Raw genomic sequence first — 12,131 nt, forward strand, 5'->3', positions numbered from 1 at the left:
TGGACCTTGATGTCGACGCCGGGGGCGGCTTGCGCCGCCATGGGGGCGGCCAGCGCCACAGCCGCGATCCAGGCGGCTCCAGCGATCCAGGATAGACGTCCGGAAATGCGCATCTGCAATTCGTCTCCTTGCGGTGTTGCTTGGGTCGGCGAGGCCGCGGCAAGGCCGGAAGATCGCCGTTACCAGCCCTGGTCGTCGGCCGCGGGCGACGGGTTCAATCGCACGGCCGTTTAATTTGAGGCGACAAGGTCAGCGCCCAGCGCGTGGCGACGCGGCGGGACGATCGGTTCGGGGGCGCGGCCGGAGTTCACCGGGCGAACGTGTGGGCCGGCGGGCACCCTAGGTCAGAGGCAAGGCGGCGACCCTGCTGAACGGCAAGGGGCTCCTGTCCCCGTAGTCGCCGGTATTCCTGACCGAGGTCGATTGCCATCGTCCGGCTGGCCGCTAGCGTGGCCCTATGCCGATCATGTTCCAAACCCTGCTGACCGATGCGGGCCTCGACCTGAGCACCGTCCGCCTGCTGCGGCACCAGCCGAAGGGGATAACGGACCCCTTCACGCTCTGGCGCACCAACCACGACACCTTCGAGCGCTACCAGCGCGTCCAACTCGCCGGCAGCGCGGCCAGCTTCGCCTGGCCGAACTGGGCGGCCTTCACCGCGGTGGACGGTGGCCGGACACTGTTGCTGGGACTCTACAGGACCTGGCGCATCGGCCCTGTGGCGGCCGGAGCGATTGATCCCCTGGGCGGCCACGAGCTGAACCCGATGCTCTATGATCAGTACGGCTCCGAACTCCTGCCGGAATTGGCGGAGTATCGGGGCAAGCTCTTCATCGACTGGGGCCTGTCCTACCGCGCCTGGAACCAGCGCGCGGACAAGAAGCTGAAACCCATCACAGAACTGTACGACGCCTACCGCGAACCGGAATTTCCCGGGCACCTCAAGGTCGTCAAGCAGATGTCGGAGGTGCCCAACCTGCCCTCGTCGTGGGTGACGGCCCTCAGGAACGCGAAAGGCGTCTACCTCCTGACCTGCCCGCGCACCGAGGAGCAGTACGTCGGCAAGGCCGATGGCGCAGACGGTTTCTGGGGCCGCTGGTCCACCTATGTCGCCACGGGCGATGGCGGCAATGTGCGTCTGAAGAGCCGCGAGCCGAGCGACTATCAGGTCTCGATCCTGGAGGTCGCCGGCTCATCCGCGACACCGGCGGACATCGACGAGATGGAGCGGCGATGGAAGGCTAAGCTGCGAACGAAGGAGATGGGGCTCAACGGCAACTAAGCAACGCGGATTACCTAGACTGAGCGCTCAAACCAAGCCGCCACAGGTTGGCCATGGCGTCTGAATTTATGGGCCGTCACCGTAATTCAGGCGTCAAGCTCCTTTGATGGGCGAAAATCCCCCTTTCTTGTGTCGGTTTCCCCCGAGCTATCCGTGTTTCGATGCGGTTGTCGTCGGGCAGAAGTTGCCCAACGGCGGGCAGGAAATCATTCGGCGTCCGTGCTGAGATCCTTCCACGCTCACCGGGAAGTGTGACTTCTTAGTCAGAGAACCCCAGCGAGCGAGGTGCAAAGTCTGCGGATCGTCCCGCACGAAATGCGGACTGTTCCCTGCTTTCATGACGCATCCACTGGGAGTTAGACGTTCGATGATCCTACTGACGCCGCAGCTAGTCGCCGCCTTCGCGGCTCTGCTACCCGGCTTGGCGGCCTTGGTATGGGCAATCAGGCGGAAGCCGTGATTGGGATTTCGGTGAGAAGGGGGCGACAGTGCGCTCAATCTCAGACCCGCCCTAGATCAGCCCGTGGCGGCCGAGTTTGTGCGTTGTCACCGCAATTCCATCGGGGGCCGGAAAGGGGCTAGAGCACTATTCCCCGCCACGGCCGCGAATGCGAAACGTGCTCGGAGCTCGCCGGGCGGTGGGCCGGTCGGCGCTCTAGGTCGGGGGCGAATACGGCGGCCCTGCCGGACGGCAAGGGGACTGATGCTCCTGTCCCCGTGTTGCCCCGTGTTGCCTCGTATTCCCCACGGCAGCGCTGAAGCCAGTGGCGGCCCGGGCCCCTGCGGTCGATATGTCTTGTGGTCAGGAATCATCGCATCCTAGCCATATGGGCGAGCCGTTCGATGAGCCGGAGCCGATCACATTCGAGCAGGCCATAGCAGAGACGGTCGACCAAACGCGCTACCTGCTCCTCGGGAACGGCTTCAGCATCGCCGCACGCGGCAGCTTCTCTTATCCTTCTCTATTCCGCCGGGCCGGCCCATTTAGCGAACCTGTGTCTGCGCTGTTCCAAGACCTCGAAACCGAGGATTTCGAGCGCGTGCTGGACGCCCTCAAGCCGAGAGTGGAGGACATCGCCGCACCGCCCTCCGTGCGCCAGGAATGGAAACGCCAAGAAGATGAGGTGCGGGCGGCTTTCATTCAGGCGGTTCAGCGAGTGCATCCGGATAATGCCGCGTTGATGGGGCGCGACGAGTGCGAACAATGCATTACATCGTTTCTAGAACATTTTGTCGGGCGACGGCGTCCTTTCAGGAAGATCGGTCGAATCTACACCACGAACTACGATCTTTTGCTTTATTGGGTGCTCGCCCGCAGCGGTCGCCGCCTACTCTGTTACGACAGCCACATCAGTCCGGTGGACGACAAGCGCTACGGGCTGTGGGAGCCAGAAAAGCCGCCGGGCTTGGTTTACCTCCACGGCGCGTTGCATGTCTACGAAAGGCCAGGCGGCGGGCAGGCGATGCTCCGGTACGATGGGCAGCGCAGTCTCATTGCCCAGGCGAAAGGCCGGCTGGATCGCGGCAGCTTCCCTGCAATTGTTTCGGAGGGCACCAGTGAGGCCAAGGCCGCGCGGATCGCACGGAGTGCATATCTTAAGTGGGGCCTCAAGTTCCTGCGCAGCGGTCTACGGGATCGTGGGGGGGTGCTGTTCACCTACGGCCACAGCTTGGATGACCGTGACGAGCATCTGTTGCGGCACGTAGGCACCGGCCGCATCGGCGCCATCTACATCGGCGCATTTGGAGGCCTGGAAGCACAGGAGGCTACGATCCGGCGGTGGATGGAGCGCTGGCGAGATGCACGAGGCGCGGGCCCAGGGCTTCGGGTCTACGTCTACGACACCAAGACCTTCTCCCCCTGGAAGTAAGCGCTCAATAAGGGGACAGGAGCATCATTTCCTGCCACGGCCGCTAACGCGAAGCCTGCACCGCGCCCTCCGGAGGAGGCGACGGGAATGGTGCTCCTGTCCCCGCAATTCCCCGTAACCCGCTCTAGCTCTGTTCGAACCGGACGCGCTGGTAGGTGTTCGGCCCGAACAGCACGGCGGTCAGGAACAGGAAGATGAATTCCGCCGCCAGCAACCGCCAGGCGCCGGTCTGTTCCGCCACGCTGAAGGCCTCCAGCGCCTCCCGGCCGAAGAACAGCCAGGCGCCCCCCTCGACCACGAGGGCGGCCATCGCCCAGCCTACGGCGTCGAGCATGGCCTTACCGGCCGTCCAGGCGGCCCGCAGCCGGAAGAGCAGGGCAAGCACCCCCAGCCACCATGGCGCCCATAGCCACCCGGCCAGCATCGCCGAAAGCGGTTCGGCCCAGCCCGGCAAGGCGGCGACCAGGACGGCGATCAGGCTGCGCGGCGCCTGCGGCTGGATCATCAGCGCCAGATGCGGGAACGCATAAAGGGCGGCGAACAACAAGAAGAAGGGGGCCATCCAAATCGCCGGCCGTCCATGGACCTTGCGCCAGGCTTTCACCTCGGCCGCCTCCGCCGGGTCCTGACGGGCCTCGGCCGTCCGCCGGCGGGCCTTCTCGCGAGGCGCCGGGTCGGCGGGCCTCGACCGCAGCGCGGCCAGCGCGGCCCTGAGCCGAGCCCACAGCGTCGACAAACCCGAGGGCTCGGGTCCGCTGACCGTCGGTTGGTTTCGTCCGCCGTCCATGCCTTCCCCCCCCCGGAAGCCTCCAGGGCAGGATGTACCAATCGCCGAACGGCGTCACGCGAGTTGGAGCGCGTTCTGAGAAATGTGAACCGGCTTCAGGTGCAAGCCCTCGTCAGCTCAAACACCTGGAGGAGGGGTTACGGTGCCACTGTATGAAATGGCGTCACCTCGGTCAGGCGCGGTGAGGGCCCCCGCCTCACCCCACCTTCAACCGCACGAACACCATCCCCGCCGACGGCTCCCCATAGGACGCCTTCAGCGGCGACGGGATGTCGAAGGCCGAGACCAGCGCTCCCAGGCCCAGCTTCACCCCCGGCCGCAGGGTCCAGTCGTGGATCGCGCCCACCGAGAGCTTGCCCACGGTGACGGGGTCGCCGTGGCCGTGGGCCAGTTCGTCCTGGTCCACCCGTTCGGCCCGGCCGAAGACGGTCCAGGCGTCGTTGGGCATATAGGCCGCCTCGGCCAGGACGCCCCAGAGGATGGGGCCCGGCTGGCGGTTCTTCTGGGCGGCGGCCAGGGACACGGCCACCAGCCCGCCGCGCTCTAAGCGTCGCAGATAGGCGCCGCTGGCGGAGAACCGCGTCTCGTCGTGGTGCGGCTCCAGGGCCTCGGGGCTCTTGATGTCGGCCCAGCTGGCCTGGACCGACCAGTTCTGCCCGGGGTTCCAGGAGATCCGCGCGGCGGTGGAGTCCAGCGCCCCGGTCTCGATGTCGAAGCGCTTCTCGTCGGGCTCGCGGCCGCGGAAGCGCGAGGCCTCGACCTTCCAGTCCCCCTGGACATAGCCCGCCGTCAGCACCCCGAAGGTGATGTGGGTGCTATCGAGCCAATGGTGGGTGATGGGCGCCTCGGGGCTGTCCAGCGCCGAGAGCCGGTGCATGAAGCTGGGGGGACCGAAGGCCGGCTCGCCGGGCAGGCCGCCATAGAGGAAGAGGCTGCCGCGCTCGCCCACCGGCAGGCTGTAGCTGGCTGACAGCTCCATGAACAGGTCGTGCGGGTGCTGGCGGTCCACCAGCGGGGTCGCCCCGTCGGCGCTCTCGCCGGCCGCCAGCAGCAGGGGATAGCCCGACTTGCCCATGAAGGGGTCGGGGCTGAGCATGGCCCGCAGGCCGAGCGTGCCCTGTCCCAGGGGCCGTTGCGCCATGCCCATCACCATGCCGGCCAGGAAGGCCTTGTCGCCGCCGCGCGGGCCGCCCTGGTCGGAATAGACGACGTTGATCAGGGCGTGGCCCATGGTCATCCAGTCGCCGTGGTGGCCCATGGCGCCCATGTGCGGGCTGGCGTCGGGCTGCCAGGCGGTGCCCGAGCCGTCGCGGCTCATGGGGAAGGGGCCCAGCGCGCTGGTCATGGCGTGGGGGGCGGCGTCGTCCGTCGCGGTGGCGGGGCCGCTCATGTCCATGCCGGACATGTCGTGGCCCGCGTGCGGATCGGTGGGACCTTGAGGGTCACTTGTCGGCGCATGTTGGCCGCTCATGTCGTGCCCGGCGTGGCTGTCCTGGGCGTGGGCGGCGGTGGCCAGCGCGGCGAGGGCGGCGGCGGCGAGGAGGGTGGTCTTCATGGGGGAGGTCGCTCGGGTTAGTGGGTGCTGCGTTCCAGCAGCGCGATGAGTTCATTGACTTTTTTGCGCTGCTCGTCGGCGTCGCCGCTGACGATGGCGCTCTCGATACAGTGGCTCAGGTGGTCGCGCAGCAGCTCGGTTTCCACCCGCGCCAGGGCGGCGCGGACCGCCTGCAGCTGGGTGAGGATGTCGATGCAGTAGCGGTCTTCGTCGACCATCCGCGCGATGCCGCGCACCTGGCCCTCGACGCGGCTCAGCCGGGTGAGCAGCTTGGGTTTGTTCTCGCGTTTCATGCCGCCCTTATATACCCCCCTAGGGTAATTGCAATATGCCCCCAGGGGGTATATCTGCGAGGGACGTTTTCTTCCATCCCTGGCGACCGACATGTCCGAGCAAGCCCCCCTCATCGACCCCGTCTGCGGCATGACCGTGAAGACCGACACCCATCGCCACGTCCATGACGGCGCCGAGTTCGGCTTCTGCTCGGCCGGCTGCAAGGCCAAGTTCGCCGCCGACCCGGGCAAGTACCTGGGCGAGCGGGAGGCGGAGCCCGCGCCCCCGCCGGGCACGATCTACACCTGCCCCATGCACCCGGAGATCCGCCAGGAGGGCCCCGGCTCCTGCCCCATCTGCGGCATGGCCCTGGAGCCGGAGCTGGTCAGCCTGGACGCCGGCCCCAACCCCGAGCTGGTCGACTTCACCCGCCGCTTCTGGATCGGCCTGGCGCTGACCGCCCCGGTCTTCGTCCTGGAGATGGGCGGCCACGCGCTCGGCATGCGCACCCCCTGGCCCATGGCCTGGAGCGGCTGGATCCAGCTGGTCCTGGCCACCCCGGTGGTGCTCTGGGCGGGCTGGCCCTTCTTCGAGCGGGGCTGGGCGAGCCTGGTCAGCCGCAACCTCAACATGTTCACCCTGATCGCCCTGGGCGCCGGGGCGGCCTGGCTCTACTCCACTTTCGCCACCCTGTTCCCCGCCTCGATCCCCAATGATTTCAAGACCCCCGGCGGCGAAGTCCCGATCTATTTCGAGGCCGCCGCGGTGATCGTGGTCCTGGTCCTGCTGGGCCAGATGCTGGAGCTACGGGCCCGGGAGGCCACCTCCGGCGCCATCAAGGCCCTGCTGCACCTGGCCCCCAAGACCGCCCGCCGGATCGCCGCCGACGGGACCGACCACGAGGTCGCCATCGACCAGATCGCGCTCGGCGACCGCCTGCGGGTCCGCCCCGGCGAGAAGGTCCCGGTCGACGGCGAGGTGCTGGAGGGCGCAGGCGCCGTGGACGAGAGCCTGGTCACCGGGGAGTCCATGCCGGTGGAGAAGGTCAAGGGCGCCCGCCTGGTGGCCGGCGCCATCAACAGGACCGGGTCCTTCGTCCTGCGGGCCGACAAGGTGGGCGCCGACACCCTGCTCTCCCAGATCGTCGCGATGGTCGCCCAGGCCCAGCGCAGCCGCGCCCCCATCCAGCGCCTGGCCGACCGGGTCTCGGCCTGGTTCGTGCCGGCCGTCATCGCCTCGGCCCTGGCGGCCTTCGCGGCCTGGTGGTTCCTGGGCCCCGACCCCAAGCTCGCCCACGCCTTGGTGGCGGCGGTCTCGGTGCTGATCATCGCCTGCCCCTGCGCGCTGGGCCTGGCCACGCCGATGTCGATCATGGTCGGGGTCGGACGCGGGGCCCAGGCCGGGGTGCTGATCAAGAACGCCGAGGCCCTGGAGCGGCTGGAGAAGGTCGACACCCTGGTGGTGGACAAGACCGGGACCCTCACCGAGGGCCGCCCCGCGGTCACGGAAATCCATGCCGCGGAAGGCTTCGCGGAGGCCGACCTGCTGCGCCTGGCCGCCAGCCTGGAGCGGGGCAGCGAGCATCCCCTGGCCGAGGCCGTGGTCCGCGCCGCCCTGGAGCGCGGCCTGACCCTGGCCGAGCCCCAGGACTTCGACTCCCCCGTCGGCAGGGGCGTCACCGGGTCCGTCGACGGCCGCAGCCTGGCCATCGGCAGCGACCGCTTCCTCACCGAGGCCGGGGTCGACATCGGCCCCCTGAAGGCCGCCGCCGAGGCCCTGCGCGGGGACGGCGCCACGGGGATCTTCGTCGCTGTCGACGGCGTCCTGGCCGGCCTGTTCGGCATCGCCGACCCGATCAAGGCCGACGCCGCCGAGGTCGTGGCCGAGTTGCGCGGGGCCGGCGTGCGGGTGGTGATGCTCACCGGCGACAACCGCGTCACCGCCCAGGCCGTCGCCGCCCGCCTGGGGATCGCCGAGGTGGAGGCCGAGGTCCTGCCCCAGGACAAGGCCGCCGTGGTGGCCCGCCTGAGGTCGCAGGGCCGCATCGTCGCCATGGCCGGGGACGGGGTGAACGACGCCCCGGCCCTCGCCGCCGCCGAGGTGGGGATCGCCATGGGCGCGGGCTCCGATGTCGCCATCGAGAGCGCCGGGATCACCCTGCTGCAGGGCGACCTGCGGGCCCTGCTGCGGGCCCGGCGGCTGTCGAGGGCGGTGATGGGCAACATCCGCCAGAACCTGGTCCTGGCCTTCGTCTACAACGTCCTGGGGGTGCCCATCGCCGCCGGCGTGCTCTATCCGGCCTTCGGCCTGCTGCTGACCCCGGCCATCGCCGCGGCGGCCATGTCGCTGTCCTCGGTGAGCGTCATCAGCAACGCCCTGCGCCTGAGGCTGACCAAGCTCTAGTGGCCGGTGAGGACCAGGCCGCCGGCGTCGGGGAGGGTCGAGTCGCCGCCGTTGATCGGCTTCTGCATCCAGACGGTGTCGACCCACCGTCCGTGCTTGAAGCCGACGCTGCGGCAGACCCCGGCAGGCTCGAAGCCGAGGGACCGATGCAGGCCGATGGAGCCGGCGTTGCCGCTGTCGCCGATCACCGCCATCACCTGGCGCAGGCCCAGCGCCTCGCAGGCCGCCAGGACCTGGGTGAGGACAGCCTTGCCCACGCCGCGCCCCTTGGCGTCAGGGGCCACATAGACGCTGTCCTCGACCGTGAAACGATAGGCCGCCCGGGGCCGGAACAGGCCGGCATAGGCGAAGCCCAGCACCTTGCCGTCCGCCTCGGCCACCAGGTGCGGCAGGCCCCGCTCGACGATGGCCAGGCGCCGCGCCGCCATCTCCCGCGGGCTCGGCGGGACCTCCTCGAAGGTGCCGAAGCCGTGCAGGACGTCGTGGCCGTAGATGGCCGCCAGGGCCTCCGCGTCGCTGTCCAGCGAAGCTCTGACGATCATGGCTTCTCCCACCCCTTGTCCATCGCCCAGATGGCGAAAGCGTAGTCCAGGGCGATCTCCTTGAGGAAGTCGAACCGTCCCGAGGCGCCGCCGTGGCCGGCCTCCATGTTGATCCTGAGCAGGATGGGGGCGGTCGATGTCGAGAACTGCCGCAGCCTGGCCACCCACTTCTCCGGCTCCCAATAGGTGACGCGCGGATCCGACAGGCCGCCGGTCGCCAGGATCGGCGGATAGGGCAGGGGGGCCACCTGGTCATAGGGGCTGTAAGCGGCGATGGTGTCGTAGGCCGCCGCGTCCTCCAGCGGATTGCCCCATTCGGGCCACTCCGGCGGGGTCAGCGGCAGGGTGGTGTCGCTCATGGTGTTGAGCACGTCGACGAAGGGCACCGCGGCGATGATCCCGGCCCAGAGGTCGGGGCGCAGGTTGGCGACGGCGCCCATCAGCATGCCGCCGGCCGAGCCGCCATAGGCCACCATCCTCCCGGCCTTGCCGTAGCCATTGGCCGACAGATGCTCGGCGCAGGCGATGAAGTCGGTGAAGCTGTTGGCCTTCTTCTCCTTGCGGCCGTCCAGGAACCAGCCCCAGCCCTTGTCGGAGCCGCCGCGCACGTGGGCCACGGCCCAGATCCAACCGCGGTCCACCAGGCTGAGACTGCGGATCGAGAAGCTGGGCTCCATGGCGTGTCCATAGGCGCCGTAGCCGTAGAGCAGCAGGGGCGCCGAGCCGTCGAGCGGGGTGTCCCTCAGCATCAGGACGGTGACCGGAACCTCGGCGCCGTCGCCGGCCTTGGCCATCAGGCGGCGCGCCACATAGCGGGCCGGGTCGTGGCCGGAGGGGATCTCCTGGGTCTTGCGCAGGGTCCGTTCGCGGGTGGCCATGTCGTAGTCGAACCACTGCCGGGGCGTGGTGGGGGACTGGTAGACGAAGCGGGTCAGCGGGGTGTCGTACTCGTAGCCGCCGGTCAGGGAAAGCGCATAGGCCTCCTCGTCGAAGCCCACCTCGTGCTCGCCGCCACCCCTGGCCATCACCACGATCCGGTCGTTGGCGTTGACGCGCTCCAGGCGCACCAGGTGGTCAGCATAGGCGGAAAAGCCGGTGATGTAGTGGCCGGGCCGGTGGGGAACCAGGTCGGTCCAGGTGGACTTGGCGGGGATCTCGGCGGCGGAGGCCGCCAGCTTGAAGTCCACCGCCCCGTCGTCATTGGTGCGGATCACCCAGCGGTCGCTCCAGTGGTCCAGCTCGTACTTGATCCCCACCCGCCGGGGTTCGGCGACGAAGGGCGGGCGGGTGGGATCGGAGGCCGGGATCAGCCAGATCTCGGTGGTCTCCTGATTGCCCACATGGATGGCGATGTGGCTGTCGTCGGCGGTGGTCCCCACCCCCAGGAACATGCCGTCGTCGGCCTCCTCATAGACCAGGGTGTCCTCGCCGCCGCGGGCGGGGCGGCGGAAGACCTTGGAGGGGCGGGCGTTCTCGTCGCGCCAGATCCAGAACAGCCACTGGCTGTCCGGCGAGAAGGCGAAGTCGCCGTAGGCGCTCTCGATCTCGACGGGCAGGGCCTCGCCCGTGGCCAGGTCCTTGATTCGGATCGTGTAGTACTCCGACCCCTGCTCGTCGGCGGCCCAGGCGTAGAGGCGGTGGTCGGGGCTGTGATGGGCCGCGCCCACCTGGAAGAAGGGCTTGCCCTTGGACAGCGCCTCCTCGTCCAGCAGCACCACCTCGCCGTCGGTGCGGCCCCGCGGCCGACGGCCATGCACCGGATGCTCGGCGCCGATCTCGTAGCGGACATAGTAGTCCCAGGCGCCGTCGGAGGCGGGCACCGACGAATCGTCCTCCTTGATCCGCCCCTTCATCTCGGCGAACAGGGCGTCCTGCAGAGCCTGGGTCGGCGTCTCCAGCAGGGTCTTGGTGTAGGCGTTCTCGGCCTCCAGATGCTCGCGGATGTCGGCGCGCAGCGCCTTGGGATCGCGCAGCACCTCCTTCCAATTGTCGTCCTTCATCCAGGCGTAGTCGTCCACGCGGGTGCGGCCGAGCTGGGTGAGGGTTTTCGGCTGGCGCCGGGCGGTGGGCGGTGTGGGACGGGTCATGCCCGTTAGATGCGCCAGGCCTGAGGCGCTCTCAAGACCCTGGGCCATTTCCCACGCGGCAATCGGGCGCACGGGCCGCAGGCGAGAAGTCCCTTTGCGTTAACCGTGATCTTAAGGAACTATCCCCCTAGTCGCAGGGGTAAGGTGCGATTTTTCGGGGGCGTCGATGGTCTACGACCTATCCGTGGAACTGATCCACGCGACGGTACAGCTGGAACAGCCGCTCGGCGACGGAACGCGCACGGTCGGCACCGGGTTCCTGATCCAGTCGGTCAGCCCCGACGGCCAGCCCCACACCGTCCTCGTCACCGCCAATCACGTGCTCTCCAAGATGCCTGGCGCCGAGGCGCGCATCGGCTATCGGATCGAGAACCCCGACGGATCCTGGACCTACTCCCCCCAGACCCTGAAGATTCGCGACGGCGCGGGCCACGAGCTGTGGACGCGCCACCCGTCGCGTGATGTCGCCGCCATCTCCATCACCGCGCCCGAAGAATTCGCCAAGGCCGCCATCCCGCTGACCTGGCTGGCCGACGACCAGACCTTCGCCTCCCTGCAGGTGGGGGCGGGCGACGAGATGATGGCGCTCGGCTTCCCGCGCGGTCTGGCCGCCAACCGCGCCGGCTTCCCGATCCTTCGGGCCGGCCGCGTGGCCTCCTATCCCATCGCCCCGGCCAAGGTCTTCCCGACCTTCCTGCTGGATTTCAGCGTCTTCCCGGGCAATTCGGGCGGGCCGGTGTTCATGGCCGACAATTCGCGCCGCCGCCTCGGCGCCACCGAGGCCCAGCCGGCGCAGTTCATCGCGGGCCTGCTGACCCAGCAGGTGGAGCTGAACAATGAGCGCCTGGAGATCGGGATCGTCACCCAGGCCAAGTACATCCGCGAGACCATCGGTCTGGTGGAGAATCCCTACGCCCCTGTGACCACGGCCTCCAACGAGGTGTTCACGGGCGCCAAGGCGGCCTCGGCCGAAGAGGCCGTCTCGCCCGACTGGTAGGCGAGAACCTCCCCGCGGTAAGGCAGGGAGGTCTACACAGTCTTACGCCCCGTACAGCAGGGACAGGGTCTCGGCGATGCAGGCGGGCTTGTCCTCGCCTTCGATCTCGATGGTGCATTCGTTGCGGATCTGCACGCCGCCGGCCTTGGGCTCGACCCCGATCAGCTTCTGGCGCAGGCGCACGCGCTTGCCCACCCGGACCATGTTCACGAAGCGCACCTTGTCGGAACCGTAGTTGATCCCCCGCGTCACGCCCTTCACCGGCATCAGCCCGCCGCCCAGGAAGGGCAGCAGGGACAGGGTCAGGTAGCCGTGGGCGATCGGGCCGCCCATC

The 12,131-nt window shown here is 68.6% G+C and carries 10 protein-coding genes; 4 read left to right on the top strand and 6 right to left on the bottom strand.

Going from position 1 to position 12,131, the window contains the following annotated elements; translation table 11 throughout:
* Positions 1-457 precede the first annotated feature (457 nt).
* Both Q7T09_RS13535 and Q7T09_RS13540 read left to right on the top strand, forming a co-directional pair.
* Positions 458-1,282, top strand: a complete 825-nt coding sequence (locus Q7T09_RS13535; RefSeq protein ID WP_304700405.1) for a GIY-YIG nuclease family protein — start codon at positions 458-460, stop codon at positions 1,280-1,282.
* An 827-nt stretch (positions 1,283-2,109) separates the two neighbouring features.
* Positions 2,110-3,153 (top strand): DUF4917 family protein, encoded by a 1,044-nt coding sequence (locus Q7T09_RS13540; RefSeq protein ID WP_304700407.1) that lies wholly within the window; start codon positions 2,110-2,112, stop codon positions 3,151-3,153.
* A gap of 124 nt (positions 3,154-3,277) precedes the next feature.
* Here the strand turns inward: Q7T09_RS13540 and Q7T09_RS13545 are convergent, their stop codons facing one another.
* The 3 genes from Q7T09_RS13545 to Q7T09_RS13555 all read right to left on the bottom strand — a co-directional run bounded on the left by Q7T09_RS13545 (position 3,278) and on the right by Q7T09_RS13555 (position 5,788).
* A complete protein-coding gene (locus tag Q7T09_RS13545; protein ID WP_304700410.1) occupies positions 3,278-3,940 on the bottom strand; it encodes a hypothetical protein in 663 nt (220 codons plus the stop codon).
* A 196-nt stretch (positions 3,941-4,136) separates the two neighbouring features.
* On the bottom strand, positions 4,137-5,495 hold the full coding sequence (locus Q7T09_RS13550; protein WP_304700412.1) for a hypothetical protein: 1,359 nt from the start codon (positions 5,493-5,495) through the stop codon (positions 4,137-4,139).
* 17 nt (positions 5,496-5,512) lie between these two features.
* Positions 5,513-5,788 carry a metal-sensitive transcriptional regulator gene (locus Q7T09_RS13555; protein ID WP_304700413.1) on the bottom strand — a complete coding sequence of 92 codons (276 nt, stop codon included), beginning with the start codon at positions 5,786-5,788 and terminating at the stop codon, positions 5,513-5,515.
* A gap of 91 nt (positions 5,789-5,879) precedes the next feature.
* Between Q7T09_RS13555 and Q7T09_RS13560 the strand changes: the two genes are divergently transcribed.
* On the top strand, positions 5,880-8,171 hold the full coding sequence (locus tag Q7T09_RS13560; protein WP_304700414.1) for a heavy metal translocating P-type ATPase: 2,292 nt from the start codon (positions 5,880-5,882) through the stop codon (positions 8,169-8,171).
* Here the strand turns inward: Q7T09_RS13560 and Q7T09_RS13565 are convergent.
* Positions 8,168-8,713 (bottom strand): GNAT family N-acetyltransferase, encoded by a 546-nt coding sequence (locus Q7T09_RS13565; protein ID WP_304700416.1) that lies wholly within the window; start codon positions 8,711-8,713, stop codon positions 8,168-8,170. The two genes, Q7T09_RS13560 and Q7T09_RS13565, sit on opposite strands and share 4 nt — an antisense overlap.
* Positions 8,710-10,800, bottom strand: coding sequence for a S9 family peptidase (locus tag Q7T09_RS13570; RefSeq protein WP_304700417.1), 2,091 nt, complete (start codon positions 10,798-10,800; stop codon positions 8,710-8,712). Before Q7T09_RS13570 ends, Q7T09_RS13565 begins: the two co-directional genes overlap by 4 nt.
* Before the next feature lie 184 nt (positions 10,801-10,984).
* On the opposite strand from Q7T09_RS13570, the gene Q7T09_RS13575 reads away from it, so the two are divergent.
* Entirely contained in the window at positions 10,985-11,797 is an 813-nt protein-coding gene (locus tag Q7T09_RS13575) for a serine protease (protein ID WP_370689248.1), read from the top strand.
* Between the two features lie 42 nt (positions 11,798-11,839).
* Here the strand turns inward: Q7T09_RS13575 and Q7T09_RS13580 are convergent.
* Positions 11,840-12,131: MaoC family dehydratase (locus Q7T09_RS13580; RefSeq protein ID WP_304700419.1), on the bottom strand; the 292-nt coding region annotated here is incomplete at its 5' end.

This window comes from Phenylobacterium sp. (genome assembly GCF_030645195.1).
Classification (GTDB): domain Bacteria; phylum Pseudomonadota; class Alphaproteobacteria; order Caulobacterales; family Caulobacteraceae; genus Phenylobacterium.